Below are 25483 nucleotides of genomic sequence, written 5' to 3'. Positions count from 1 at the left end.
GGCCGGGTCACTCCGTCCGGGACGAGAACCCCGCGGGGTTGGCCTGCTGCCAGGCCCAGAGGTCCCGCACCATCGCGGTCACATCGCGTCGGGCGTGCCAGCCCACCTCGGCGCCGATCGCGTCCACGGCGGCGCACGACTCGGCGATGTCCCCGGGCCGGCGCTCGACCACGCGGTAGGGGATGCGGCCGCCCGTGACCGCCTCGAAGGCGCGCACCATCTCGAACACGGTGACGCCCTCGCCCCGGCCGATGTTCCAGACCCGGGTCGTCGTACCGCCCCCGGCCGCCACCCGGGCCGCGAGCCAGTCGAGCCCGGCCACGTGCGCCTCCGCGAGGTCCATCACGTGGATGAAGTCGCGCACGGCGCTGCCGTCGCGCGTGTCGAAGTCCGCGCCGAACACCCGCAGCTCGGAGTACGCGCCGGAGGCCACCCGCGCCACGAAGGGCATGAGGTTCGCCGGCACCCCGCTCGGGTCCTCGCCCAGCCGCCCGGAGGGATGCGCGCCGACCGGGTTGAAGTAGCGCAGCATCGCCAGCCCGCCGCCGTCGACCGTGGCGCAGACGTCGCGCAGCACCTGCTCCGCCATGAGCTTGGAGTGCCCGTAGGGCGAGACCGGGTCCGTGGCGGCGTCCTCGGCGACCGGCACCGGCGCGCGGTCGCCGTACACGGTCGCGGAGGAGGAGAACAGGACCGTGCGGGCGCCGGCCGCGAGCGCGGCCTCGGCGACGGCGGCCGTGCCGCCCACGTTCACGTCGTAGTAGGCGGCGGGGCGGGTCATCGACTCGGTGGGCGACTTCAGCCCGGCGAAGTGCACGAGTGCGGCCGGGCCGAAGTCCGCGAGCGCCCCGCGGTAGTCCTCGGGGCGGCGGATGTCGGCCACGTGCAGGCGCAGCCGCGACCCGCCCAGACGCGTTCCGGCGAGCTCGGCGACGCGCTCCAGCGACGTCGTCGTCGCCGTGACCAGGCTGTCCAGGACGAGGACGTCGTGGCCCGCCTCGAGCAGCGTGAGCACGGTGTGGGATCCCAGGTATCCGGCGCCGCCGGTCACGAGAACGCGCATGAGCCGATCCTATCCGGGCCCTGTGACGTCACGCGGGGGCCCGCTCCGGGCGGGCCGCGGCCATAATGGATCGGGTGACCTACACCCCCCCGACCTCCGAGCTGCCCCTCGTGGGCCCCGAGGAGTCCGCGGACGCCGTGCCCGACGGCCACCAGCGCTCCCCCTTCGTGGAGCTGGACCGCCAGACCTGGGCCCGTCTCGCCTCGGAGATGGCGCAGCCCTTCGACCAGGCGGACGTGGAGCGTCTGCGCGGCCTCGGCGAGCATCTGTCCCTGCGCGAGGTCGCCGAGGTCTACCTTCCGCTCTCGCGCCTGCTGACCATCAACGTGGAGGCCTCCGCGGCCCTGCGCAGCGCGACCAACGCGTTCCTCGGCGAGCGGACGGGGCGCACCCCGTACGTGATCGGGGTGGCCGGGTCGGTCGCCGTCGGCAAGTCGACGACGGCGCGCGTGCTCCAGGAGATGCTGCGCCGCTGGCCGACCACACCGCGCGTCGAGCTGGTCACCACGGACGGCTTCCTGCACCCCAACGCGGTGCTGCACGAGCGCGGCATCATGTCCCGCAAGGGCTTCCCCGAGTCCTACGACCGCCGCGCGCTGCTGCGCTTCATGGCGGACGTCAAGTCCGGGGCGCAGGAGGTGCGCGCGCCCGTGTACTCGCACATCACCTACGACATCGTGCCGGGCGAGGAACAGGTGGTGCACCGTCCCGACGTGCTGATCGTGGAGGGACTCAACGTGCTGGCCCCGCCGCGCACCCGGGCCGACGGCACCGCCGGGCTCTCCGTCTCCGACTTCTTCGACTTCTCGGTGTACGTGGACGCGCGCGCGTCCTGGATCCGGTCCTGGTACATCGACCGGTTCATGGGTCTGCGCTCGGGGGCCTTCGCCGACCCGCGCAGCTACTTCCACCGGTACTCCTCCCTGTCGGACGCCGAGGCTCAGGCGACGGCCGAGTCCATCTGGGACTCCATCAACGGCCCGAACCTCGAGCAGAACGTGCGCCCGACCCGCGGGCGCGCCCGGCTGGTGCTCACGAAGAACGCGCAACACGAGGTGACCCGCGTGCTGCTGAGGAAGGTCTGATCCATGCGTCGCACCCTCCCTCTCGCCGCGCTGGCCGCGCTCGCGCTGCTCGTGGCCGGTTGCGGCACGCCCGCCGCGGGCCCGTCCCCGGCGACGCCGGCTTCCGGCTCCGCGAGCGCGGCCGCGTCGTCCCGCGCCGCCTCGAGCACGGCGCCGTCGTCGAGCACGCACGCCGACCCGGCCGCCCTCGACGTCGTCGTGAACAAGACCCGCCCCGTGGCTCCGCCCGACTGGGCGCCCTCGGATCTGGTGGCCGTGCCCGGCAGCGAGCTGTCCCTGCGGGCGGAGGCCGCGACGGCGGCCGGTGACCTGCTGGATGCCGCCGCGGCGGCGGGTCACCGCCTCACCACCCTGAGCGCCTACCGCTCGTACGACTACCAGGTCCGGACGTACGGCCACTGGGTCGACGAGCTGGGCCGCGCCGAGGCCGACCGCGTCTCGGCGCGTCCGGGGTACTCCGAGCACCAGACCGGCCTGGCCTGGGACGTGGGCGACGCCGCGACCCCCGCGTGTGACCTGGAAGCGTGCTTCGGCGACACCGCCGCGGGCCGCTGGGTGGCCGCGCACGCCGCCGAGTACGGGTTCGTCATCCGCTATCCCGTCGGGGCCGAGGACGTGACGGGCTTCGCCCACGAGCCGTGGCACCTGCGCTACGTCGGGTCCGCGGAGGCGGCCCGGGTCGAGGCGGCCGGCGGCGTCCTCGAGACCGCGTGGGGCCTGCCTCCGGCGCCGGACTACGCGGACTGAGACGCACGACTCGCTCGACGGTGTACCGCGCCGAATTCGCCACACGTAGGATTCTCCCCATGCTCCAGGGATTCAAAGACTTCATCATGAAGGGCAACGTCCTCGACCTGGCCGTCGCCGTCATCATCGGCGCCGCCTTCGGCAAGATCGTGAACGCGCTCGTCGAGGCGGTCCTCATGCCGCTCATCGCCGCCGCCGTGGGCTCGCCGAACTTCGACTCGTTCGCCGTGCTGACGGTCAACGGCAACGACGTGAAGTTCGGCGTGCTGCTCACCGCCATCGTCAACTTCCTGCTCATCGCCGCGGCCGTGTACTTCGCCATCGTGATGCCGATGAACAAGATGGTCGAGGCCCGCAACCGCCGCCTCGGCATCGACCCCGCCGAGGAGGAGGTGCCCGCCGACGTCGCCGTGCTCACCGAGATCCGCGACCTGCTCGCCGAGCGCCGCGGCGGCCCCACCTCCGGGACCACCACCCTCTGATCTCCCCCTGTCCGACGCCGAAGGGCCCGGGACGACTCACGCGAGTCGCCCCGGGCCCTTCCTTCATGCCCTCGGCGGCACCGGGGCCGTGTCCTCAGGGCCGCGACGTCGTCCGGTCCGCGCTGGACCCGGCGTCCGGGGCGACCTCCGAGTCCTGCCGGTCCGGATCCAGGCACGGCAACCACTCCACGGGGGCGCTCTGCCGCGCACACACGGGCGCGTCCACGGCGAGGAACGCGGCCGACCACAGGACCGCCAGCCCCGCGAGCAGCCCCGCGAACAGGGTCCAGCGGCGGGGCCGGGGGGCCGCGTCCGACGTCATCGGTCCGGTCAGTCGTGCAGGCGCAGCTCGCGCTGCACGACGTCGGCCAGCACCTGGGCCTCCCGGCCGGCGGTCTCCTCGTCCGGGGCCTCGACCATGACGCGCACGACCGGTTCCGTGCCCGACGGGCGCAGCAGCACGCGGCCGGTCTCGCCGAGGCGGGCCTCCGCCTCGGCGACCGCCGCCTGGACGGCCTCGTCCTCGGCGGCGCGGGACTTGTCCACGCCGCGCACGTTCACGAGGACCTGGGGCAGCCGGTCCATCACCGCGGCCAGCTCGGAGAGCGGGGTGCCGGTCTCGGCGACGCGCGAGGCGAGCTGCAGGCCGGTGAGGACCCCATCGCCGGTGGTGGCGTGGTCCGAGAAGATCACGTGGCCGGACTGCTCGCCGCCGAGCGAGTAGTCGCCGAGCTTCATGCCGGCCAGGACGTAGCGGTCGCCCACCTGGGTCTCGACGAGCTGGACGCCCTCCCGGCCCATGGCCAGCTTCAGGCCCAGGTTGGACATGACGGTCACGACCAGCGTGTCGTCGCGCAGGACGCCGCGGTCCTTGAGTGCCACGGCCATGACGCCCATGATCTGGTCGCCGTCGACGACCTCGCCGCGCTCGTCCACGGCGAGGCACCGGTCGGCGTCGCCGTCGTGCGCGATGCCGAGGTCCGCACCGTGCTCGCGCACGGCCGCCTGGAGCTTCTCGAGGTGGGTGGAGCCGTAGCCGTCGTTGATGTTGAGCCCGTCCGGGGACGCGCCAATCACGACGACCTCCGCGCCGGCGGCGCGGAACGCCTCGGGCGAGCAGCCGGCGGCCGCACCGTGGGCGCAGTCCAAGACGACCTTGAGCCCGTCCAGCCGGTGCGGGAGGGTCTGCAGGAGGTGGAGGACGTAGCGGTCCTCGGCGTCCGCGAAGACGCGCACGCGGCCCACGTCCGCGCCCTGGGGCCGCCGCGGCGTCACACCCTCGAGGTGACGGATGATCTCGTCCTCCTGCGCGTCGGTCAGCTTCTCGCCGCCGCGCGCGAGGAACTTGATGCCGTTGTCCGGGGCCGGGTTGTGGGAGGCGGAGATCATCACGCCGAAGTCGGCGTCCAGGTCCCCCACGAGATAGGCGGCGGCGGGGGTCGGCAGCACGCCCGCATCCCACACGTCCACGCCGGAGGACGCCAGGCCCGCCTGCACGGCGGCCGCGATGAACTCACCGCTGATGCGCGGGTCCCGGGCCACGACGGCGACCGGGCGTCGGCCGGCGTCGAAGGCCTCCGCGCCGAGGACGGGCGAGGCGGCCTGGGCCAGCTGGACGGACAACTCCACGGTGAGGGTCTCGTTGGCCAGGCCACGGACGCCATCGGTTCCGAACAATCTCGACATGATCAGTCAGTGTAGGGGCCGCCCCTGCGGCCTGCATCACGGGAGGGTCACGAAACGGGCCGGGGGGCGGTAGCATCGGACCGGTCGAGCCCCCGCGGCCGCGCCCGTCCGCTCACATCCGCCCGGGAGGCCCCGCCCCGAACCCGAAGGACCTCGATCCATGCCCGACGTGACCCCGCCCCCGCTCCCCCATTCCTGGACGCGCCGCAGCGTGCTGGGCGGCACGGGCCTGGCGATCGCCGCCGGCGTGGCCGGCTGCGGGCGTGATGAGCAGGCCGAGCAGAGCTCGGAGGGCGACGAGCAGGCCACCCGCCTGCCCGCCCCGGACATCATCACCACCGCGCAGTGGGGCGCCATGCAGCCCAACTACTACCTGCAGACCCTGAACGAGCGCCCCTCCTACCTGGTGATCCACCACACCACCACTCCGAACGTCACGGACGGCTCCCGGGAGGCGGCGGAGAGCATCGCGCAGGTGATCCAGAACGCGCACATGGGCTCCGCGAACGACTGGGGCGACACCGGGCAGCACTTCACCGTCTCCCGCGGCGGCTTCGCGATGGAGGGCCGCCACGGCTCCCGGCACGCGCTCGAGGGCGGACAGACGTTCATGCTCGGCGTCCACGCGCTCGGTTTCAACGCGTATGCGCTCGGCATCGAGTGCGAGGGGCTGTACATGCTCAACCCGCCGCCGCAGAGCCTCTACGCCGGCCTGGTGCCGCTCGCCGCCTACATCTGCCAGCAGTACGAGCTGCCGCCGTCCCGCATCATCGGCCACCGCGACGTCACCGCCACCAGCTGCTGCGGCGACGCGTTCTACGCCAAGCTGCCGATCCTGCGCGAGGACGTCCGCCTCTCCCTGGCCTCGGGCGAGTACCACGTCTCGGAGGACTTCGGGGCGGACAACCTCTTCGACGACGCACACGTCACCCCGGAGTACCTGGAGGAGGAGCGCGGCTGAACCCGCACCCGCCCCCGCACACGACGGCGCCCCTCACCGGAAGATGAGGGGCGCCGTCGTGTGCGGCCCGGTCAGCGCACGCGCGGGAACGATCCGCCGAAGACCTCCCCGTACTCGGCCAGCTCGTTGGCCGGGCCGCAGACCTGCGGGGCGGGGCGGTGGACGATGCGCTCGTCCTTGTCCGGGTAGGGCAGCGTGTGCCGCACATGGCGGATGGCCTCGAGGCGGGCGCGCTTCTCGTCGTTCGACTTCACGACGGTCCACGGGGCGTCGGCCGTGTGCGTGTAGAAGAACATGGCCTCCTTCGCGTTCGTGGAGTCGTCCCACTTGTCCAGGGAGGCCAGGTCGGTGGGCGAGAGCTTCCAGCGACGCACGGGGTCGGTCTCCCGCGCGGCGAAGCGATTGAGCTGCTCACGCTGGGACACGGAGAACCAGAACTTGATGATGTGCACGCCGGAGTTGACGAGCATGCGCTCCAGCTCAGGGGTCTCGCGCATGAACTCGAGGTGCTGGATGTAGCACTGGAAGTACCACTGCGGGGCCTCCTCCTCCGTGGGCTTCTCCAGGGCCACGGTCCGGGCGCCGCAGGGGTTGAGGTGCTCGTTGAAGCGCTTGATTGCGCCGCCCTTGCCGGCGGCGTCGCGGCCCTCGACGATGATCAGGACCTTCTGGCCGGTCTGCTTGACCCAGAGCTGCATCTTCAGCAGCTCGATCTGCAGCTCACGCTTGTGTCGCTCGTCGCTCTTGAGGCTGAGCTTGGGCTTGTACGGGTAGCCCTCACGCCAGGCCTGCGGGTCCGGGGTGGGGTCTTCTTCTCCCCCCGAGCGTGCGGCCGAGCTCCCGGATCTCGTCCACCTCGGCGGCGTCGTCACGGGTCACGGCGAAGGGGTCCTGCGCGGCGTGCTCCGCGCCGTGCTCGCCACGGGTGCGGGGTCAGGCGTAGGACTCATGTTCTCGGCCACGGCGGCTCCTGAGGGTGTCTTCGACCGGACCGCGCACCGGACGGGCGAGCGGCCCGTCAGGGCGTCGTCGCCATGCGTCTTCATATTACCTCTGGGTCAGGTGCCGCCGGCCCACGGAGACGGCGGACGCCCCGCCCCGCTCGTGAGGAGCGGGACGGGGCGTCGGCGGGGGCACGGTGGGGACACCGTGCGGCGCAGGATCAGCGCTTCGAGAACTGCGAGGCCTTGCGGGCCTTCTTGAGGCCGGCCTTCTTGCGCTCGATGACGCGCGCGTCGCGGGTCAGGAAGCCGGCCTTCTTGAGCGCCGGGCGGTTGTGCTCGCGGTCGATCTCGTTGAGGGCGCGGGAGATGCCCAGGCGCAGCGCACCGGCCTGGCCGGAGGGGCCGCCGCCGTGGATGCGGGCGATCACGTCGTAGGCGCCGGTCAGCTCCAGCAGCGTGAAGGGGTCGGAGACCTCCTGCTGGTGCAGCTTGTTCGGGAAGTAGTTCTCCAGGGCGCGGCCGTTGATGGTCCACTGGCCGGAGCCGGGGACGAGGCGCACACGGGCCACGGCCTCCTTGCGGCGGCCGACGGCGGAGCCGGGCACGGTCAGGGCCGGGCGCTCGGAGGCGACGGGGGCCTCGGCGGCGGCGGTGGACTCAGAGGTGTAGCTCGTCAGCTCCACGTCGTCGTTCTCGTTGATGCTCATGGTTCTCCTCAGGGAAGGTCTGCGTCAGTGGCCCGCCGGGGTCACTGGGCGACCTGGCCGATCTCGAAGGTCTGGGGCTGCTGGGCGGTGTGCGGGTGCTCGGCGCCCTTGTACACCTTCAGCTTGGAGAGCTGCTGGGCGGCCAGCGAGTTCTTCGGGAGCATGCCCTTGACGGCCTTCTCCACGGCGCGGACCGGGTTGGTCTCGAGCAGCTCGGCGTAGGACTGCGACTTCAGGCCGCCCGGGTAGCCCGAGTGGCGGTAGGCGCGCTTCTTCTCGAGCTTGGCGCCGGTGAGGGCGACCTTCTCGGCGTTCACGATGATGACGTAGTCGCCCATGTCCATGTGGGGGGCGAACGTCGGCTTGTGCTTGCCGCGCAGGAGGGCGGCGGTGTGGGAGGCCAGGCGGCCGAGGACGACGTCGGTGGCATCGATGATGTGCCACTGACGGTCGGCGTCACCAGGCTTGGGAGAGTACGTACGCACGTTGTCTGCCTTCAGGGTCGGTGGTGGTCCACAGCACCTGCCCGCCGGGTCGTGATTCCGGCGCGCTCGCGCTGTCAGTTCTCCGTGCGCGCCGGTCCCCCAGGTGAGGGCTGGAAGGCGTCCGGGCCCGATGCCCCGGGGGTGCGGCGCGAGCTGAAGGCCATGCAACTGAGCCACTCGCGGCACGACGCATCCGGGTGCGGGCATGCGCAACGTCCACCCATCCTACCGAACGCGGGCCCCGGAGCCAAAAGCCGCCGCCGCGGGCGACCCCGGCTCACAGGGTCCGCTTCGCCCGGGTGCCCTCGGCGCGCCGGCGCAGCTCCTTCTCCTCGTCGGGATAGCCGACGGCGAGCAGCGTCAGCCCCCCGGGCGGGGCGAGGCGCACCTCGGAGTCGCGGGCCGGCCTCGCCACCCGGTGCGCGAGCCAGCCGGGCTCGCGGGCCCCCTCCCCCACCTGCAGCAGCGCCCCGACGATCGCCCGGACCATGTTGTGGCAGAACGCGTCGGCCCGGATCCGGATGCGCACGACGCCGTCCTCATCGCGTCGCACCTCCAGGTGCTGGACCTCGCGGATGGTCGTGGCACCCGCGCGGGGCCGGCAGAAGGACAGGAAGTCGTGCAGTCCGAGGACGGCGTCGGCCTCCAGCGCCATGAGGCGATCGTCCAGGGCGGCGCCGTGCCAGTGGGTGAAGCCCCGCGTGCGCGGATCACGCGCGGCGGGTGCGTCGTCGATCCGGTACTCGTACTCGCGCCACAGCGCGCTGAACCGCGCGTCGAAGCCCCCGGGGGCCCGCCGCGCCCCGTGCACGACGACGGCCCCGCCCCACCCGGAGAGCACCCCGCCGAGGCGTCGGGTGAGGGAGGTGGCCGGCTCCAGGCCGGGCCGGCCGCGGGTCAGGCCCGCCCACTCCGCCTCGGTCAGGTCGAGGTGGACGACCTGGCCGCGCGCGTGCACCCCCGCGTCGGTGCGTCCGGCGACCACCGTGCGCACGGGCCGGCGCAGGATCCGATCGAGCCCGTCCTCCAGCGCACCCTGGACCGAGTCGAGACCGGGCTGGCGGGCCCAGCCGTGGAAGGCGCCGCCGTCGTAGGCCAGGTCCAGGCGGACGCGCACGGACGCGGGATCCCCGGGCGCCGGCGGGGCGTCCGGGCGGTGCTGCTCGCTCATGCTGCTCCTCAAGCGGGTCGGGGCGGGGCGGGGGGCGGCGAAGGGCCGCCCACCGAGTGGTGGACGGCCCTCGCCGATGCGTCGTCACGGGGACGGACGCGGACTCACGCGATGGCGTCAGGCCATCTTCTGGGCGGCCTCGCCACCGGCGGGCTCGAAGCCCGCGGCCTTGGCCTCCTCGACGGTGGAGAACCAGACCTCGGCGGTGGTCTGGTCGTACCAGCGCGAGCCGGGGACGTGGTACTTCTTCGAGCTGGCGTTGCCCTTGATGGTGGCCTCGGCCGGAGCCGAGCCGTCCTCGTTGGTGGGCACGGCGCCGTCGATCTCGGCGGCGGCCGGGTCGACGGCCTCCACCGGGGTGGACTCGGCCGGCGCGGCCGGCGCGGACGCGGCGGCCTGCTCGGCCTCACGCACCACGGCCTGCTTGCCGGAGATCGGGTCCATGATCAGCTCGATCACGGCCATGGGCGCGTTGTCGCCCTGGCGGTTGCCGATCTTGGTGATGCGGGTGTAGCCGCCGTTGCGCTCGGCCATCGCCGGGCCGATCACGGTGAACAGCTCGTGCACGACCGCCTTGTTGGTGCGGTTCTTGGCGGCGATGAGACCCTGCACCTTGCGGCGGGCCGGCAGATCGCCCTTCTTGGCGAAGGTGATCAGGCGCTCGGCGTACGGGCGCAGGCGCTTGGCGCGGGTGAGCGTCGTGGTGATCGACTTGTGCTCGAACAGCTGGGCGGACATGTTCGCCAGCATGATGCGCTCGTGGGCCGGGCTGCCGCCCAGACGCGGACCCTTGGTGGGGGTAGGCATGGTGTTTCTCCTCGGGTGGGACCCTTCAGCCGGCTGCGGCGTCGGGTCGAAGATGTCAGGTGGTGCGGAATCGGCTCAGAAGTCCGAGAACGGGTCGTCGTCCATCTGGCGCGCGTGCGCCTGCGGGTCGTAGCCGGCCGGCGAGTCCTTGAGGGACAGGCCCAGCTCCTGGAGCTTCTCCTTGACCTCGTCGATGGACTTCGCGCCGAAGTTGCGGATGTCCATCAGGTCGGCCTCGGAACGGCCCACGAGCTCGCCCACGGTGTGGATGCCCTCGCGCTTGAGGCAGTTGTACGAGCGCACGGTGAGCTCGAGGTCCTCGATCGGCTGGGCCAGGTCGGCGGAGCCCTCGACGACCTCGGGCTCGTCACCCAGGTCGATGCCCTCGGCCTCGACGTTGAGCGAGCGGGCCAGGCCGAACAGCTCGACCAGGGTGGAGCCGGCAGAGGCCACCGCGTCACGCGGCAGCATGTTCTCCTTGGTCTCCACGTCCAGGATCAGACGGTCGAAGTCGGTGCGCTGCTCCACACGGGTGGCCTCGACCTTGAAGGTCACCTTGAGGACCGGCGAGTAGATGGAGTCGACCGGGATACGGCCGATCTCCGCGTCCGCGGACTTGTTCTGGGCGGCGGTCACGTAGCCGCGACCGCGCTCGATGGTCAGCTCCATGTCGAACTTGCCCTTCGCGTTCAGGGTCGCGATGTGCAGGTCCGGGTTGTGGATCTCGACGCCGGCCGGCGCGGTGATGTCCGCGGCGGTGACGACGCCGGCCCCCTGCTTGCGCAGGTAGGCCACCACGGGCTCGTCGTTCTCCGAGGAGACGGAGAGCTTCTTGATGTTGAGGATGATCTCGGTGACATCCTCCTTGACTCCGTTGACGGTGCTGAACTCGTGCAGCACGCCGTCCACGCGGATGCTGGTCACGGCAGCACCGGGGATCGACGAGAGCAGAGTGCGGCGCAGGGAGTTGCCGAGGGTGTAGCCGAAGCCGGGCTCCAGGGGCTCGATGACGAACCGGGAACGACGGTCGGAGACGACCTCTTCGGTCAGCGTGGGGCGCTGTGCAATGAGCACGGACATTTCCTTTCGGCGAGCGTCCGCCATATGACGCACGCGGTGGGTGGAAACGAGGACGGGGTGGGGGCAGGTCCGCAGACCTGTCCGCGTCCGCCCCGGGCGGGGCGGACGCGGACACAGCGCTCAGGTCAGACGCGGCGGCGCTTCGCCGGGCGAGCGCCGTTGTGGGCCATGGGGGTGACGTCCTGGATGGACCCCACCTCGAGGCCGGCGGCCTGCAGGGAGCGGATGGCGGTCTCGCGGCCCGAGCCCGGACCCTTCACGAAGACGTCCACCTTCTTCATGCCGTGCTCCTGCGCACGCTTGGCGGCCTGCTCGGCGGCCATCTGCGCGGCGTACGGGGTCGACTTGCGCGACCCCTTGAAGCCGACCTCGCCGGACGAGGCCCAGGAGATGACGGCACCCGTGGTGTCCGTGATGGACACGATGGTGTTGTTGAACGTGCTCTTGATGTGGGCCTGGCCCACGGTGATGTTCTTGTTGGCCTTGCGACGCGGCTTGCGGGCAGCCGATGCGCGAGTCTTGGGGGGCATGTGATTCTCCTCCGGGAAAGCTGCTGGTGCTGATGCTGCGGGCGGGGCGTCCGGACGTGGACGCGGTCACCGCCGGTGCAGGATCACTTCTTCTTGCCGGCGACCGTCTTCTTGGGGCCCTTGCGGGTACGGGCGTTGGTCTTCGTGCGCTGGCCGCGCACCGGCAGGCCGCGGCGGTGGCGCAGGCCCTCGTAGGAGCCGATCTCCACCTTGCGACGGATGTCGGCGGCCACCTCGCGGCGGAGGTCGCCCTCCACCTTGTAGCTGCCCTCGATGTGGTCGCGCAGCTGCACCAGCTGCTCGTCGGAGAGGTCCTTCACGCGGATGTTCGGGTCGATGCCCGTGGCGGCGAGGGTCTCCTCAGCGCGGGTCTTGCCCACACCGTAGATGTACGTGAGTGCGATGATCACGCGCTTCTCGCGCGGAATGTCAACGCCTGCAAGACGAGCCATGTGGCCGTCCTCCTGTTCTTCTGCAGCAGGGGTCTGCACCAGGGACGTCCCGTACGACGCGGCACTGGGCCTCGCGGACCCGTCGTCGCGGCGCCGGGGAAGATCCGGCGTGCTCCGCGGCGGGCGTCCGCCGTCGTCGGTCTCCGGCCCCTGCGGCCGGAGGTGGGGGCCCTCCCCTCACGGGGTGGACCGCTGTCCCTGCTGTTCGGCCCGATGGCCGGTGGGTGGTGTGGTCAACGCGACGGCGTCGCTCCCCGGGCTCCCGGGGAGGCGATCAGCCCTGGCGCTGCTTGTGGCGCGGGTTCGAGCAGATCACCAGCACGCGGCCCTTACGGCGCACGACCTGGCACTTGTCACAAATCCGCTTCACGCTCGGCTGAACCTTCACGGCTCTTCCTCCTGCGCTCGCTTGGACGGGGGTTCTTACTTGTATCGGTACACGATCCGACCCCGGTTGAGGTCGTACGGGCTAAGCTCCACCACGACGCGATCCTCGGGGAGGATGCGGATGTAGTGCTGACGCATCTTTCCGGAGATCGTGGCGAGCACGACGTGCTCGTTCTGCAGACGGACCCGGAACATCGCGTTCGGCAATGCCTCCGACACCGTGCCCTCGACCTCGATGACACCTTCCTTCTTAGCCATGTCCTCCACAATCGTCATGCCCCGGGCACGGCCGCGGAGGGCCGGATGACGGGGCGGGAACGGGTCTGCTCGCCGGCGCACACGAGTGCGCGCACACGAACAACGTTCGATGATACCGCATTCTCGGTCTGAGAACCAGCACGGACGACGACGGCCGCCCGGCCCGCCGGACGGGCGGGACGGACGGCCGACAGCTCGGGCCCCTCACTCCCCCGGCGGGACCGGGACCACGCCGAACCGGGCGAGCTCGGAGGCGCCGCCGTCGGGAGCGGTGAGCACCCACACGCCGGCGTCGTGCCGGCAGACCGAGTGCTCCCACTGGCTGGCGCGGGCGCCGTCGAGGGTCACCACGGTCCAGTCGTCCGCGAGCACCTTCGTGTCGATGGAGCCGCGCACCAGCATCGGCTCGATGGCGAGCGCCAGACCGGGGCGGATCTTGGGCCCCCGGTGGCCGGTGCGGTAGTTGAACACGTCCGGCGGCAGGTGCATGGCCGAGCCGATGCCGTGCCCCACGTACTCCTCGAGGATGCCGAGCTCCTCGCCCGGCTGCGCGGAGACGAAGTCGTCGATGGCGTCCCCGATGTCCCCGACGTGGGTGGCGGAGGCGAAGGCCGCGATGCCGACCCAGAGTGCCTCCCGCGTGATCGCCGAGAGGCGCTCGTCGGCCGGGTCCGCGGTGCCGGCCGCGGAGGAGCCCAGGATCACCGTGCGGGCCGAGTCGGCGTGCCAGCCGTCCACGATCGCGCCCCCGTCGACCTTCAGCACGTCGCCGGTCTGCAGGACCCGGTCCCCGGGGATGCCGTGCACGACCTCGTCGTTGACCGAGGTGCAGATCGAGGCCGGGAAGTCGTAGTAGCCCAGGAAGTTGGAGGTCGCACCGCGTTCGGCCAGGACGCCCGCGAACACGGCGTCCAGCTCCGCGGTGGTGACGCCCGGCGCGGCCGCGGTCAGCGTGGCGTCCAGGGCCTCGGACAGGACCACCCCCGCGCGCTGCATGGCCTGCAGCTGGGGGGCGGTCTTGAGCTCGAGCGAGCGGCGGCCGATCACGGGGTCAGGACTCCGCGCCCGGCTGGATCACGGGCAGGGAGCCCGTGGCGGCGCGCACGGAGTACACGGCCTGCAGCAGGCGCTCGGTGACGTCGTCGATCTGCCCGGTGCCGTCCACGCGGGCGACGATGCCGCGCTCCACGTACTCCTGGATGACGGACTCGGTCTCGCGGTGGTACAGGTCCAGGCGGTGCTCGATGACCTCCTGGGTGTCGTCCGCGCGGCCCTCGATCTCGGCACGCTTGAGCAGGCGCTCCACGAGCTCCTCGTCGGGCACCTCCAGCTCGACGACGGCGGACAGCGACTGGCCGGCCTCGGCGAGCATGGCGTCCAGCGCCTCGACCTGGCCCTTCGTGCGCGGATAGCCGTCCAGCAGGAAGCCGTGCTCCGCGTCGGCCTGGGCGATGCGGTCCGCGACCATGCGGTTCGTGACCTCATCGGGGACGAAGTCGCCGTTGTCGATGTACTTCTTGGCCTCGACGCCGAGCGGCGTCATCGACTTCACGTTGTGGCGGAAGATGTCACCGGTGGAGATCGGGACGATCCCCAGCTTGTCGGCGATCCGGGTGGCCTGGGTGCCCTTGCCGGAACCGGGAGGGCCCATGAGCAGCATGCGGGTCATCGTGTGTTCCTCACTGTCGATACGGACGGCGTTGCGGGATCGGGTCGGGGCTCAGCGCAGCAGGCCCTCGTAGTGGCGCTGCTCCATCTGTGCGCTGACCTGCTTCACGGTCTGGAGGCCGACGCCCACCATGATGAGGATGGACGTGCCGCCGAGCGGGAAGTTCTGGCTGGTGCCGATCACCGCGAAGGCGATCAGCGGGATCATGGCCACGATACCGAGGTAGAGGGCGCCCACGAACGTGATGCGGCTGATGACGTACTGCAGGTAACGCTCGGTGGGCCGTCCGGCGCGGACGCCGGGGATGAAGCCGCCATAGCGCTTCATGTTGTCCGAGATCTCCACCGGGTTGAACGTGATGGACACGTAGAAGTACGTGAAGCCGATGATGAGCAGGAAGTACAGTGCCATGTACACCGGGTGGTCGCCGGAGCCGAAGTACCGGCTCAGCCACGTGATCCACGGGGCCGGCGCACTGCCGTCCTGCGGCGTGTTGAACTGGATGAGGATGCCCGGGAGCATCAACACGGAGGAGGCGAAGATGACCGGGATGACGTTGGCCATGTTCACCTTGACCGGGATGTAGGTGCTCGACCCGCCCACGGTCCGCGAGCCGATCTGCCGCTTGGCGTACTGGACCGGGATCCGGCGCTGCGACTCCTCCACGAAGACGATGGCCAGCATGGTGAGCAGGCCGATCCCCATGACGATCGCGAAAACGCGCCAGCCCTGCGTCTGGACCACCTGGCCGAGGCCGGCCGGGAAGCCCGCCGCGATGGAGGTGAAGATCAGCAGGGACATGCCGTTGCCCACGCCGTTCTCGGTGATCCGCTCGCCGAACCACATGACGATGAGACATCCGGTGGTCAGGGCGATGACCACGAGCAGCACCGTGAGGATGGAGCCGTCGCGCAGCAGCGGCAGGCTGCATCCGAGCAGGGCCCCGGTGCGGGCCAGCGAGGCCATCGTGGTCGCCTGCAGCAGGGCGAGGGCGAGGGTCAGGTAGCGGGTGTACTGCGTCAGCGTCGCCTGGCCCTGCGGGCCCTCCTGGTGGAGCTGCTCGAAGCGCGGGATCACCACCCGCAGAAGCTGCACGATGATCGACGCCGTGATGTAGGGCATGATGCCGAGCGCGAAGACGGACACCTGCAGGAGCGCCCCGCCCGAGAACATGTTCACGAAGGAGTACAGGCCGCCCTGGGCGTTGCCCGCTGCCAGACACTGCTGCACCGCCGGGTAGTCCACCCCAGGGGCCGGCACGAAGGCGCCCATCCGGTAGACGGCGATGAGCCCGAGCGTGAAGGCGATCTTCCGCAACAGGTCAGGCGTCCGGACGATCCGGGCGATGGCCTTGAGCACGAGTCCTCCTGCGGTGGTCCTGTGGGGCGCGCGCCGGCCGCGGGGCGGGGCACGAGACGGCGGCAACACCGGGGCGGCCGCTGTGCGAGTCTACACGGACGGACCGAGGGCCCTGGTCCGGAGCTCCTGCTCCGGGCCAGGGCCCTCGGTCGATGGGTCGACGTGTCAGAGGGTCTCGGTGGACCCGCCGGCGGCCTGGATCTTCTCCACGGCGGACGAGGAGAAGGCGTTCGCCTTCACCTGCACGGCCGCGGTGATCTCCCCCGCGCCCAGCACCTTCACGGGCTGACCGCGACGGACGAGGCCCTTGGACACGAGCGCGTCCACGGTGACCTCACCGCCCTCGGGGAAGTGCGCGGAGAGCTTGTCCAGGTTCACGACCTGGTACTCCGTGCGGAACGGGTTCTTGAAGCCGCGGAGCTTCGGCAGACGCATCTGCAGGGGCAGCTGGCCGCCCTCGAAGCCCGCACGGACCTGGTAACGGGCCTTGGTGCCCTTGGTGCCGCGACCGGCGGTCTTGCCCTTCGACGCCTCACCGCGACCCACGCGGGTCTTGGCGGTCTTGGCACCGGGGGCCGGACGCAGGTCGTGGACCTTGATGGCGTCGTTGTCAGCCATTGTTGACCTCCTCCACGGACACCAGGTGCGGCACGGTGTTGACCATGCCGACCGTCACCGCATCGGCCTTGCGGGTGACCTGGTGGCCGATCCGCTTCAGGCCCAGCGAGCGCAGGGTGTCCCGATGGTTCTGCTTGGAGCCCGTGACACCGCGGGTCTGGGTGATGACCAGGGTGGCGTCCGAGGGCTGGATGTTCTTGCGGGTGGGCTCAAACACGGCTCACGCACCTGCCTTCGCGCTCTTCTGGGCGCGATCGTTCTCCATGGTGCGCAGCATCGCATGGGGGGCGATCTCGTCCAGGGCCTTGCCGCGGCGGGCGGCGACGGCCTGGGGCTCTTCCAGCTTCTTGAGGGCGTCCACGGTGCCGCGCACGATGTTGATCGCGTTCACGGAGCCCATGGACTTGGAGAGCACGTCGTGGATGCCGGCGCACTCGAGCACGGCGCGCACCGGACCGCCGGCGATCACGCCGGTACCCGGGGAGGCCGGGCGGAGCAGCACGACGCCGGCGGCGTCCTCACCCTGCACCAGGTGCGGGATGGTGGAGCCGACGCGGGGGACGCGGAAGAAGGACTTCTTGGCCTCCTCCACGGCCTTCTGGATCGCAGCGGGGACCTCCTTCGCCTTGCCGTAGCCGACGCCGACGGTGCCGTCGCCGTCACCCACCACCACGAGGGCGGTGAAGGAGAATCGGCGGCCGCCCTTGACGACCTTGGAGACGCGGTTGATGCCCACGACTCGCTCGAGGAACTGGTCCTTCTCGTCGTCCTGGGCGCCACGACGGTTGCGGTCGTCGCGACGGCCGCCACGACGATCGCCGTCACGGCCACCGCGGCCGCCGTCGCGACCGCCGCGGCCACCGGCGGCGCGCTCGGTGGTCTGGCTCGCCGAGCCCGACCCGGTCTCGGAGACGGTGGTCTCGGTGCTCTCGGTCACCTGAGTGTCCTTCTGGTTGATGTTCTCGGTCACAGCTGCAGCCCACCCTCTCGCGCACCGTCGGCCACGGCCGCGACGCGCCCGTGGTACTTGTTGCCGCCGCGGTCGAAGACCACGGCCTCGATGCCGGCCGCCTTGGCACGCTCGGCGACGAGCTCGCCCACGCGCTTGGCCTTGGCCGTCTTGTCGCCCTCGAGCGCACGCACGTCGGCCTCCATGGTGGAGGCGTACGCGAGCGTGCGGCTCTGCGTGTCGTCCACGACCTGCACGAACATGTGCCGTGCAGAGCGGTTGACGACGAGGCGGGGACGGACGGTGGTGCCGGAGATCCGCTTGCGCACCCGGAGGTGGCGGCGGGTGCGGGCGTTGAACTTGCCCTTGCCCTTCACCTTCAGAGTAGACATCACTTACCTGCCTTTCCGGCCTTGCGGCGGATCTGCTCGCCCGCGTAGCGCACGCCCTTGCCCTTGTACGGGTCGGGGCGGCGCAGCTTGCGGATGTTGGCGGCGGTCTCGCCGACCTGCTGCTTGTCGATACCGGCGACGGTGACCCGGTTGCCCTCCACCGTGAAGGTGATGCCCTGGGGCGCCTTCACCGGGACAGGGTGGGAGTAGCCCAGGGCGAACTCGAGGTCCTGGCCCTTGGCCTGCACGCGGTAGCCGGTGCCGACGACCTCGAGCTGCTTGGAGAAGCCGTTGGTCACGCCCTCGACCATGTTGCTGATGAGGGTGCGGGTCAGACCGTGCAGGGAGCGGGACTCACGCTCGTCGTCGGGGCGGGCCACGGTGACCTGCCCCTCCTCGAGGGTGGCCGTGATGGGCGTGGGCAGCGAGTGCTCGAGCTGGCCCTTGGGGCCCTTCACGGAGACGCGGTCGCCGTCGATGGTCACATCGACGCCGGCGGGGATGGTGATCGGGAGACGTCCGATTCGAGACATGTCAGTTCAGCCTTTCTTCCGTCTTGCCCGTCACCAGACGTAGGCGAGGACTTCTCCGCCCACGCCCTTCTTGGCGGCCTGCTGGTTCGTGAGGAGACCAGAGGAGGTGGACAGGATGGCGATGCCGAGGCCGCCCAGCACGTGGGGCAGGTTCGTGGACTTCGCGTACACGCGCAGGCCCGGCTTGGAGATGCGGCGCAGGCCGGCGATCGCACGCTCACGCTGCGGGCCGAACTTCAGGTCGATGGTCAGCTTCTTGCCGACCTCGGCCTCCTCCTCGCGCCAGTCCTGGATGTAGCCCTCGGCCTTGAGGATCTCGGCGACGCGAGTCTTCAGCTTCGAGGACGGCATGGACACGGTGTCGTGGTAGGCCGAGTTTGCGTTGCGCAGACGGGTCAGCATGTCTGCGACGGGATCGGTCATGGTCATGTGGGCTTCACGCCCTTTCTCGCCGTGGTTTCCGCCATCGGTTCACCGGTGGAGGACCTGTGGCGTGGAGGTCTTACTGGTCGGTCTTGAACGGGAAGCCCAGCGCCTTCAGCAGCGCGCGGCCCTCGTCGTCGTTCTTGGCGGTCGTCACCACGGTGATGTCCATGCCGCGCACGCGGTCGATCTTGTCCTGATCGATCTCGTGGAACACGGTCTGCTCGGACAGGCCGAAGGTGTAGTTGCCGTTGCCGTCGAACTGGCGGTCGGACAGGCCGCGGAAGTCACGGATGCGCGGCAGCGCGAGCGTGACCAGGCGGTCCAGGAACTCCCACATGCGATCGCCACGGAGGGTGGCGTGGGTGCCGATGGGCATGCCCTCACGCAGCTTGAACTGCGCGATGGACTTGCGGGCCTTGGTGATCATCGGCTTCTGGCCGGTGATGGCGGTGAGGTCGGTGACCGCGCCGTCGATGATCTTGGAGTCCTTGGCGGCCTCGCCGACGCCCATGTTGACGACGACCTTCACAAGGCCCGGCACCTGCATCACGTTCCCGTACTGGAACTGCTCCTGCAGGGCGTCGCGGATCTCCTCGCGGTACTTGGTCTTCAGACGCGGGGTGACCTTCTCGGTCTGCTGCACCTCGGTCATCACAGCTCCTTCCCCGAGGCCTTGGCGAAGCGGACCTTCACGGTCTTGCTCACGCCGTCCTTCTCGACGGTCTCGAAGCGGTAGCCCACACGGGTCGGCTTCTTGGTCTCCGGGTCCACCACGGCCACGTTCGAGATGTGGATCGGGGCCTCGACGACCTGCAGGCCGCCCTCGGTGGAACCGTTGTTGTCCTGGCCGGCGCGCAGGTGCTTGGTCACGCGGTTCACGCCCTCGACGAGCACGCGCTCATCCGTCGGGAACACGCGCAGGACCTTGCCCTGCTTGCCCTTGTCCTTGCCACTGATGACCTGGACGAGGTCGTCCTTCTTGATCTTGGCCATGAGGTCAGATCACCTCCGGGGCGAGCGACACGATCTTCATGAACTTCTTGTCACGCAGCTCGCGACCCACGGGGCCGAAGATGCGCGTGCCACGGGGCTCGCCGTCGGTCTTCAGGATGACCGCCGCGTTCTCGTCGAACTTGATGTACGAGCCGTCGGGACGGCGGGACTGCTTGCGGGTGCGGACCACCACGGCCTTGACGACGTCGCCCTTCTTGACGTTGCCGCCGGGGATGGCGTCCTTCACGGTGGCGACGATGGTGTCGCCGATGCCTGCGTAGCGGCGTCCGGAACCGCCGAGAACACGGATGGTCAGGATTTCCTTCGCACCGGTGTTGTCGGCGACCTTGAGCCGCGACTCCTGCTGGATCACTTGTCTCTCCTAGCGTCGCGCCGGTTCTCCCCCACGATGGGCGAGCCTTGCGGAACGGTTGAACGGGCATCCCGGGACGCTTACCCCTCCCCCGAGGCGGGCCGCCCGCCGTCGTCCCCCGACGACGCGTGTTCAGACAGCGTCGGGGAGGTCGAGAGCGGAGGGGCGCGCAGGGCAGGGCCGAGGCGGATCCGGGATCGGTGTGCGCGGCCCTCGGCACACAGGATGGATGGTCCTGCCAACGAGAGGGCGCACGAATATCAGAGTCTAACGCACAAGGCCGCCCCGTGCCAGTGCACGGGGCGGCCCTCTGCGTCGCCGGCCCTCAGGGGGCCGGGTCGATCACTTGGCGCGCTCGACGACCTCCACCAGGCGCCACCGCTTGGAGGCGGACAGCGGGCGGGTCTCGGCGATGCGGACGCGGTCGCCCACGCCGGCGGTGTTGTCCTCGTCGTGCGCCTTCACGCGCTTCGAGGTCTTCATCACCTTGCCGTAGAGCGAGTGCTTCTTGCGGTCCTGGACCTCGACGACGATGGTCTTGTCCATCTTGTCGGACACGACGATGCCACGGAGGGCCTTGCGGTAGCCGCGCTCCTCGGAGACGGCCGGGGTCTGCTCGGTCACTTGGCAGCCTCCTCGTTCTTCTCGGCCTGCGCCTCGGCGGCGACATCGCCGCGGATGCCCAGCTCGCGCTCGCGCAGGATCGTGTAGATGCGCGCGATGTCACGCTTGACGGACTTCAGCCGACTGGCGTTGTCCAGCTGGCCGGTGGCGGCCTGGAAGCGCAGGTTGAACAGCTCCTCCTTGGAGGACTTCAGGGCCTCCAGCAGGCGGGCGTTGTCCATCCCGTCCAGGGACTCGACGTTCAGATCCTTGGTGCCGATCGCCATGGGATCACTCACCACCCTCTCGACGGATGATACGGGCCTTCAGCGGCAGCTTGTGGATGGCCAGGCGGAGCGCCTCACGGGCGACGTCCTCCGTGACACCCGACAGCTCGAAGAGCACGCGTCCGGGCTTGACGTTGGCGACCCACCACTCCGGCGAGCCCTTGCCGGAGCCCATGCGGGTCTCGGCGGGCTTCTTGGTGATCGGACGGTCCGGGTAGATGTTGATCCAGACCTTGCCGCCACGCTTGATGTAGCGGGTCATGGCGATACGGGCGGCCTCGATCTGACGGTTGGTCACATAGGCCGGCGTGAGCGCCTGGATGCCCCACTCGCCGAACGTCACGGTGGTGCCGCCCTTGGCGGCGCCGGAACGCTTGGGGTGGTGCTGCTTGCGGTGCTTGACGCGACGGGGGATCAGCATCAGGCGTTGCCTCCTTCAGCGGGAGCGGCGGCCGGGGTCTCGGCGCCGGCGCCGGCGTTCTCCTGGCGGGGAGCACGCTCGGCGCGATCGTTGCGACGACGACGCTCGCCGCCGCCACGGCGCTCGCCGCCACGGCCACGGCCGGAGGGCTGCGCGGCCTCCTTGGCCGCGAGCTCCTTGGCGGTCAGGTCGCCCTTGTAGATCCAGACCTTCACGCCGATGCGGCCGAAGGTGGTCTTGGCCTCGAACTTGCCGAAGTCGATGTTCGCGCGGAGGGTGTGCAGCGGCACGCGACCCTCGCGGTAGAACTCCGAGCGGCTCATCTCGGCGCCGCCGAGGCGGCCGGAGCACTGGATGCGGATGCCCTGCGCGCCGGCGCGCATGGCGGACTGGATCGCCTTCTTCATCGCACGGCGGAACGCCACGCGGGAGGCGAGCTGCTCGGCCACACCCTGCGCCACCAGCTGGGCATCGGTCTCGGGGTTCTTGACCTCGAGGATGTTCAGCTGGATCTGCTTGCCGGTGAGCTTCTCGAGCTCACCGCGGATGCGGTCGGCCTCGGCGCCGCGGCGGCCGATCACGATGCCCGGACGCGCGGTGTGGATGTCCACGCGCACGCGGTCACGGGTGCGCTCGATCTCCACCTTGGAGATGCCGGCGCGCTCCATGCCGGTGGTCATCAGCTCGCGGATCTTGACGTCCTCCTTGAGGAAGTCAGCGTAGCGCTGGCCCTCCTTGTGGGAGTCCGCGAACCAGTGCGAGACGTGGTCGGTGGTGATGCCGAGGCGGAACCCGTTGGGGTTGATCTTCTGTCCCATTGTCAGTTCCCACCCTTCTCGTCCTTGGACGCCACGACCACGGTCACGTGGCTCGTGCGCTTGTTGATGCGGTACGCGCGGCCCTGAGCACGGGGCTGGAACCGCTTCATGGTCGGGCCCTCGTCCACGAAGGCCTCGGTGATGTAGAGGGCGTCCTCGTCGAAGGCCTGGCCCTCGCGGTCCGCCTTGACACGGGCGTTCGCCACCGCGGAGGTCACCAGCTTGTACACCGGCTCCGAAGCACCCTGCTGGGCGAACTTCAGGATGGCCAGTGCTTCGGTGGCCTGCTTGCCACGGACCAGGTCGACGACGCGCCGGGCCTTCATCGGCGTCACGCGCAGGTGGCGCGCAATTGCCTTGGCTTCCATTGCTTCTCTCTTTCGATTCTCGAGAAGGTCAAGCATGCTGTGCCCTCAGGCTCAGCGACGCTTGCCCTTCTTGTCGTCCTTCACGTGGCCGCGGTAGGTCCGGGTCGGGGCGAACTCGCCCAGCTTGTGACCCACCATGGACTCGGTGACGAACACCGGGACGTGCTTGCGTCCGTCGTGGACCGCGATGGTGTGACCCAGCATGTCCGGGATGATCATCGACCGGCGGGACCAGGTCTTGATGACGTTCTTGCTGCCCTTCTCGTTCTCGGCCAGAACCTTCAGGTAGAGGTGCTGATCGACGAAGGGGCCCTTCTTCAGGCTGCGAGGCATGTCTTCCCTGCTCCCTTATCGCTTGTTCTTGCCGGTACGACGGCGACGCACGATGAGCTTGTCGCTTTCCTTGTTCGGACGACGCGTGCGGCCCTCGGGCTTGCCGTTCCGGTTGACGGGGTGACGACCGCCGGAGGTCTTGCCCTCGCCACCGCCGTGCGGGTGGTCGACCGGGTTCATGACGACACCGCGGACGGTCGGGCGGACGCCCTTCCAGCGCATGCGGCCGGCCTTGCCCCAGTTGATGTTCGACTGCTCGGCGTTGCCGACCTCGCCGATCGTGGCGCGGCAGCGCACGTCGACGTTGCGGATCTCCCCGGAGGGCAGGCGCAGCTGGGCGTACTTGCCCTCGCGGGCGACCAGCTGCACGGAGGCGCCGGCGGAGCGGGCCATCTTGGCGCCGCCGCCGGGGCGCAGCTCCACCGCGTGGATGGTGGTGCCCACGGGGATGTTGCGCATCGGGAGGTTGTTGCCGGGCTTGATGTCGGCGTTCGGGCCGGCCTCGACCACGTCGCCCTGCTTCAGCTTGGCCGGGGCCAGGATGTAGCGCTTGGCGCCGTCCGCGTAGTGCAGCAGCGCGATGCGGGCGGTGCGGTTCGGGTCGTACTCGATGTGCGCGACGGTGGCGGGCACGCCGTCCTTGTCGTGGCGACGGAAGTCGACCAGGCGGTACTGGCGCTTGTGGCCGCCGCCCTTGTGACGAGTGGTGATGCGGCCGGTGTTGTTGCGGCCGCCGGTCTTGTGCAGCGGACGGAGAAGGGACTTCTCCGGCGTGGACCGGGTGATCTCTGCGAAGTCGGCCACGGACGAGCCGCGCAGGCCCGGGGTGGTCGGCTTGTACTTACGGATAGCCATGTGTCAGTTCCTCGATTAAGTGGTCTCCGCACGCCGATCAGGCGAGCGGACCTCCGAAGATGTCGATGGTCCCGTCCTTGAGCGTGACGATGGCACGCTTGGTGGACTTGCGCTGGCCCCACCCGAAGCGGGTGCGACGGCGCTTGCCGGAACGGTTCAGGGTGTTGACCGAGGCCACGTCGACGTTGAAGATGCGCTCCACCGCCTGCTTGATCTCGGACTTGTTGGAGCGGGGGTCGACCAGGAAGGTGTACTTGCCCTCGTCGATCAGACCGTAGCTCTTCTCCGACACGACGGGAGCGATGATCACGTCGCGGGGATCCTTGTTGATGGAGCCGCTCACTGGGCATCCTCCTTCTTGGCGCCGGAAGCCTGGGCCACGTACGCCTCGTAGGCCGCCTGGGTGAACACGACGTCGTCGGAGACGAGCACGTCGTAGGTGTTCAGCTGGTCGGCGTACAGGGTGTGGACCGCAGGCAGGTTGCGGGCGGACAGGGCGGCGACGTCGTCGGCCCGGTCGATCACCAGCAGCACGTTCTTGCGGCCGGTGTTCAGGGACGCGAGGCCCGCCTTGGCGGCCTTGGTGGACGGGGTGGTCCCGGACACGAGGGCCTCGATGACGTGGACGCGGCCGTTGCGGGCGCGGTCCGACAGGGCACCGCGCAGGGCGGCGGCCTTCATCTTCTTGGGGGTCCGCTGCGAGTAGTCGCGCGGGGTGGGGCCGTGGACGATGCCACCGCCGGTCATGTGCGGGGCCCGGATGGAGCCCTGACGGGCGCGGCCGGTGCCCTTCTGCTTGAACGGCTTGCGACCGGCACCGGACACCTCGCCGCGGCGCTTCGTCTTGTGCGTGCCCTGGCGGGCGGCGGCGAGCTGGGCGACGACGACCTGGTGCATGAGCGGCACGTTGGACTGCACGTCGAAGAGCTCGGCGGGCAGATCGACCTGGATGGTCTTCACGGAGTTCTCAGCCATGGTCTCAGGCTCCCTTCACGGCGCTGCGGACGAGCACGACCTGGCCCTTGGAGCCGGGCACCGCGCCCTTGATCAGCAGGAGGTTGTTCTCCACGTCGATGCCGTGGAGGGTCAGGTTCATGGTGGTCTGGCGCTCGGCGCCCATGCGACCGGGCATGCGCTGGCCCTTGAACACGCGGCCGGGGGTGGACGCGCCGCCCACGGAGCCGGGCTTGCGGTGGTTCTTGTGCGCACCGTGCGAGGCGCCCACACCGGCGAAGCCGTGGCGCTTCATGGCGCCGGCGAAACCCTTGCCCTTGGTGGTGCCCACGACGTCGACCTTCTGGCCGGCCTCGAAGACCTCCACGGTCACGTCCTGGCCGAGCGAGTACTCGGCGGCGTCGGCGGTGCGCAGCTCGACGAGGTGGCGACGCGGGGTCACGCCGGCCTTCTCGAAGTGACCGGCCAGGGGCTTGGTCACGCGGCGGGGATCGATCTGGCCGTAGGCGATCTGCACGGCGGTGTAGCCGTCGGTCTCCTCGGAGCGCAGCTGGGTGACGACGTTCGGGTCTGCCTTGACCACGGTCACGGGGATGAGCTTGTTATCCTCATCCCAGACCTGGGTCATGCCGAGCTTCGTGCCCAGCAGGCCCTTGATGTTCTGGGTGTTGGTCATAGTCTCTCAGC

Annotated in this window: 39 protein-coding genes; 4 read left to right on the top strand and 35 right to left on the bottom strand. The window is 70.2% G+C overall.

Annotated elements, in window-relative coordinates:
• Positions 1-7 precede the first annotated feature (7 nt).
• Positions 8-1063 (bottom strand): UDP-glucose 4-epimerase GalE, encoded by a 1056-nt coding sequence (gene galE, locus NR073_RS05370; protein WP_256748657.1) that lies wholly within the window; start codon positions 1061-1063, stop codon positions 8-10.
• Between the two features lie 74 nt (positions 1064-1137).
• Between galE and coaA the strand changes: the two genes are divergently transcribed.
• From coaA to mscL, 3 genes are read left to right on the top strand one after another with little or no spacing between them, the layout of a single operon-like run.
• On the top strand, positions 1138-2148 hold the full coding sequence (coaA, locus tag NR073_RS05365; protein WP_036337984.1) for a type I pantothenate kinase: 1011 nt from the start codon (positions 1138-1140) through the stop codon (positions 2146-2148).
• A gap of 3 nt (positions 2149-2151) precedes the next feature.
• Positions 2152-2895, top strand: coding sequence for a M15 family metallopeptidase (locus NR073_RS05360; RefSeq protein ID WP_036337981.1), 744 nt, complete (start codon positions 2152-2154; stop codon positions 2893-2895).
• Positions 2896-2954: 59 nt separating this feature from the next.
• Complete coding sequence (gene mscL, locus NR073_RS05355; protein WP_036337978.1) at positions 2955-3377, top strand: large conductance mechanosensitive channel protein MscL; 423 nt, start codon at positions 2955-2957, stop codon at positions 3375-3377.
• A 94-nt stretch (positions 3378-3471) separates the two neighbouring features.
• Here the strand turns inward: mscL and NR073_RS05350 are convergent, their stop codons facing one another.
• On the bottom strand, positions 3472-3699 hold the full coding sequence (locus NR073_RS05350) for a hypothetical protein (RefSeq protein WP_010080407.1): 228 nt from the start codon (positions 3697-3699) through the stop codon (positions 3472-3474).
• Between the two features lie 8 nt (positions 3700-3707).
• Complete coding sequence (glmM, locus tag NR073_RS05345; RefSeq protein WP_029248315.1) at positions 3708-5063, bottom strand: phosphoglucosamine mutase; 1356 nt, start codon at positions 5061-5063, stop codon at positions 3708-3710.
• A 160-nt stretch (positions 5064-5223) separates the two neighbouring features.
• Between glmM and NR073_RS05340 the strand changes: the two genes are divergently transcribed.
• Complete coding sequence (locus NR073_RS05340) at positions 5224-6024, top strand: peptidoglycan recognition family protein (RefSeq protein WP_036337975.1); 801 nt, start codon at positions 5224-5226, stop codon at positions 6022-6024.
• Positions 6025-6095: 71 nt separating this feature from the next.
• Here NR073_RS05340 and NR073_RS05335 read toward each other — a convergent pair whose 3' ends face one another.
• The 32 genes from NR073_RS05335 to rplC form a co-directional block, all read right to left on the bottom strand.
• On the bottom strand, positions 6096-6896 hold the full coding sequence (locus NR073_RS05335; RefSeq protein WP_372970635.1) for a polyphosphate kinase 2: 801 nt from the start codon (positions 6894-6896) through the stop codon (positions 6096-6098).
• Between the two features lie 290 nt (positions 6897-7186).
• Positions 7187-7675, bottom strand: a complete 489-nt coding sequence (gene rpsI / locus NR073_RS05330) for a 30S ribosomal protein S9 (RefSeq protein WP_036317791.1) — start codon at positions 7673-7675, stop codon at positions 7187-7189.
• A gap of 41 nt (positions 7676-7716) precedes the next feature.
• A complete protein-coding gene (gene rplM / locus NR073_RS05325) occupies positions 7717-8160 on the bottom strand; it encodes a 50S ribosomal protein L13 (RefSeq protein ID WP_036337972.1) in 444 nt (147 codons plus the stop codon).
• Positions 8161-8437: 277 nt separating this feature from the next.
• Positions 8438-9331, bottom strand: a complete 894-nt coding sequence (locus tag NR073_RS05320) for a tRNA pseudouridine(38-40) synthase TruA (protein WP_036337969.1) — start codon at positions 9329-9331, stop codon at positions 8438-8440.
• A gap of 117 nt (positions 9332-9448) precedes the next feature.
• Positions 9449-10138, bottom strand: a complete 690-nt coding sequence (gene rplQ, locus NR073_RS05315) for a 50S ribosomal protein L17 (protein ID WP_036337966.1) — start codon at positions 10136-10138, stop codon at positions 9449-9451.
• A gap of 75 nt (positions 10139-10213) precedes the next feature.
• On the bottom strand, positions 10214-11212 hold the full coding sequence (locus tag NR073_RS05310) for a DNA-directed RNA polymerase subunit alpha (protein ID WP_036338052.1): 999 nt from the start codon (positions 11210-11212) through the stop codon (positions 10214-10216).
• 131 nt (positions 11213-11343) lie between these two features.
• Positions 11344-11748, bottom strand: a complete 405-nt coding sequence (gene rpsK / locus NR073_RS05305; RefSeq protein ID WP_002857513.1) for a 30S ribosomal protein S11 — start codon at positions 11746-11748, stop codon at positions 11344-11346.
• Positions 11749-11831: 83 nt separating this feature from the next.
• Entirely contained in the window at positions 11832-12200 is a 369-nt protein-coding gene (gene rpsM, locus NR073_RS05300) for a 30S ribosomal protein S13 (protein WP_017487821.1), read from the bottom strand.
• A 274-nt stretch (positions 12201-12474) separates the two neighbouring features.
• Positions 12475-12588, bottom strand: a complete 114-nt coding sequence (rpmJ, locus tag NR073_RS05295) for a 50S ribosomal protein L36 (protein WP_002857509.1) — start codon at positions 12586-12588, stop codon at positions 12475-12477.
• Between the two features lie 35 nt (positions 12589-12623).
• A complete protein-coding gene (infA, locus tag NR073_RS05290) occupies positions 12624-12845 on the bottom strand; it encodes a translation initiation factor IF-1 (protein WP_010080397.1) in 222 nt (73 codons plus the stop codon).
• 204 nt (positions 12846-13049) lie between these two features.
• On the bottom strand, positions 13050-13892 hold the full coding sequence (gene map / locus NR073_RS05285) for a type I methionyl aminopeptidase (RefSeq protein ID WP_036337962.1): 843 nt from the start codon (positions 13890-13892) through the stop codon (positions 13050-13052).
• 4 nt (positions 13893-13896) lie between these two features.
• Positions 13897-14514 carry an adenylate kinase gene (locus tag NR073_RS05280; RefSeq protein ID WP_036337959.1) on the bottom strand — a complete coding sequence of 206 codons (618 nt, stop codon included), beginning with the start codon at positions 14512-14514 and terminating at the stop codon, positions 13897-13899.
• A 51-nt stretch (positions 14515-14565) separates the two neighbouring features.
• Positions 14566-15873 (bottom strand): preprotein translocase subunit SecY, encoded by a 1308-nt coding sequence (gene secY / locus NR073_RS05275; protein ID WP_012751035.1) that lies wholly within the window; start codon positions 15871-15873, stop codon positions 14566-14568.
• A gap of 165 nt (positions 15874-16038) precedes the next feature.
• Positions 16039-16491, bottom strand: coding sequence for a 50S ribosomal protein L15 (rplO, locus tag NR073_RS05270; protein ID WP_036337956.1), 453 nt, complete (start codon positions 16489-16491; stop codon positions 16039-16041).
• Positions 16484-16708, bottom strand: coding sequence for a 50S ribosomal protein L30 (gene rpmD / locus NR073_RS05265; protein ID WP_002857502.1), 225 nt, complete (start codon positions 16706-16708; stop codon positions 16484-16486). The genes rplO and rpmD overlap by 8 nt, the downstream gene beginning before the upstream one ends.
• Before the next feature lie 3 nt (positions 16709-16711).
• Positions 16712-17461, bottom strand: a complete 750-nt coding sequence (gene rpsE, locus NR073_RS05260; RefSeq protein WP_036337953.1) for a 30S ribosomal protein S5 — start codon at positions 17459-17461, stop codon at positions 16712-16714.
• Positions 17458-17832, bottom strand: coding sequence for a 50S ribosomal protein L18 (gene rplR / locus NR073_RS05255; protein WP_002857498.1), 375 nt, complete (start codon positions 17830-17832; stop codon positions 17458-17460). The genes rpsE and rplR overlap by 4 nt, the downstream gene beginning before the upstream one ends.
• Positions 17832-18365 (bottom strand): 50S ribosomal protein L6, encoded by a 534-nt coding sequence (gene rplF / locus NR073_RS05250; protein WP_002857496.1) that lies wholly within the window; start codon positions 18363-18365, stop codon positions 17832-17834. The genes rplR and rplF overlap by 1 nt, the downstream gene beginning before the upstream one ends.
• A gap of 30 nt (positions 18366-18395) precedes the next feature.
• A complete protein-coding gene (gene rpsH / locus NR073_RS05245) occupies positions 18396-18794 on the bottom strand; it encodes a 30S ribosomal protein S8 (RefSeq protein ID WP_002857494.1) in 399 nt (132 codons plus the stop codon).
• A 73-nt stretch (positions 18795-18867) separates the two neighbouring features.
• Positions 18868-19443 carry a 50S ribosomal protein L5 gene (gene rplE / locus NR073_RS05240; protein ID WP_036337950.1) on the bottom strand — a complete coding sequence of 192 codons (576 nt, stop codon included), beginning with the start codon at positions 19441-19443 and terminating at the stop codon, positions 18868-18870.
• Positions 19443-19784, bottom strand: a complete 342-nt coding sequence (gene rplX, locus NR073_RS05235; protein WP_002857489.1) for a 50S ribosomal protein L24 — start codon at positions 19782-19784, stop codon at positions 19443-19445. Before rplX ends, rplE begins: the two co-directional genes overlap by 1 nt.
• A gap of 4 nt (positions 19785-19788) precedes the next feature.
• Positions 19789-20157 carry a 50S ribosomal protein L14 gene (gene rplN, locus NR073_RS05230; protein ID WP_002857487.1) on the bottom strand — a complete coding sequence of 123 codons (369 nt, stop codon included), beginning with the start codon at positions 20155-20157 and terminating at the stop codon, positions 19789-19791.
• A 342-nt stretch (positions 20158-20499) separates the two neighbouring features.
• Positions 20500-20781, bottom strand: a complete 282-nt coding sequence (gene rpsQ / locus NR073_RS05225; RefSeq protein ID WP_002857485.1) for a 30S ribosomal protein S17 — start codon at positions 20779-20781, stop codon at positions 20500-20502.
• Positions 20778-21047: a 50S ribosomal protein L29 gene (gene rpmC, locus NR073_RS05220; RefSeq protein WP_002857484.1), complete on the bottom strand. Its 270-nt coding sequence runs from the start codon at positions 21045-21047 to the stop codon at positions 20778-20780. Before rpmC ends, rpsQ begins: the two co-directional genes overlap by 4 nt.
• 4 nt (positions 21048-21051) lie before the next feature.
• On the bottom strand, positions 21052-21468 hold the full coding sequence (gene rplP, locus NR073_RS05215) for a 50S ribosomal protein L16 (RefSeq protein WP_002857481.1): 417 nt from the start codon (positions 21466-21468) through the stop codon (positions 21052-21054).
• A complete protein-coding gene (rpsC, locus tag NR073_RS05210) occupies positions 21468-22286 on the bottom strand; it encodes a 30S ribosomal protein S3 (protein ID WP_002857479.1) in 819 nt (272 codons plus the stop codon). Before rpsC ends, rplP begins: the two co-directional genes overlap by 1 nt.
• Positions 22287-22288: 2 nt before the next feature.
• The gene (gene rplV / locus NR073_RS05205; protein WP_002857477.1) at positions 22289-22654 is read right to left on the bottom strand and encodes a 50S ribosomal protein L22; all 366 of its coding nucleotides are present in this window, start codon (positions 22652-22654) and stop codon (positions 22289-22291) included.
• Between the two features lie 51 nt (positions 22655-22705).
• Positions 22706-22987 carry a 30S ribosomal protein S19 gene (gene rpsS / locus NR073_RS05200; protein WP_002857475.1) on the bottom strand — a complete coding sequence of 94 codons (282 nt, stop codon included), beginning with the start codon at positions 22985-22987 and terminating at the stop codon, positions 22706-22708.
• A 15-nt stretch (positions 22988-23002) separates the two neighbouring features.
• Positions 23003-23842, bottom strand: coding sequence for a 50S ribosomal protein L2 (rplB, locus tag NR073_RS05195; protein ID WP_010080386.1), 840 nt, complete (start codon positions 23840-23842; stop codon positions 23003-23005).
• Positions 23843-23879: 37 nt separating this feature from the next.
• Positions 23880-24185, bottom strand: coding sequence for a 50S ribosomal protein L23 (gene rplW / locus NR073_RS05190; protein ID WP_002857471.1), 306 nt, complete (start codon positions 24183-24185; stop codon positions 23880-23882).
• A complete protein-coding gene (gene rplD, locus NR073_RS05185) occupies positions 24182-24817 on the bottom strand; it encodes a 50S ribosomal protein L4 (protein ID WP_036337947.1) in 636 nt (211 codons plus the stop codon). The genes rplW and rplD overlap by 4 nt, the downstream gene beginning before the upstream one ends.
• Positions 24818-24821: 4 nt before the next feature.
• Positions 24822-25472 (bottom strand): 50S ribosomal protein L3, encoded by a 651-nt coding sequence (gene rplC, locus NR073_RS05180; protein WP_036337944.1) that lies wholly within the window; start codon positions 25470-25472, stop codon positions 24822-24824.
• Positions 25473-25483 lie beyond the last annotated feature (11 nt).

Source organism: Micrococcus sp. Mcc28 (assembly GCF_024519775.1).
In the GTDB taxonomy this organism is placed as follows: Bacteria; Actinomycetota; Actinomycetes; order Actinomycetales; family Micrococcaceae; genus Micrococcus; species Micrococcus luteus.
The sequence above is the reverse complement of the archived record's forward strand: the minus strand, read 5'-3'. Positions and strand labels throughout refer to the sequence as shown.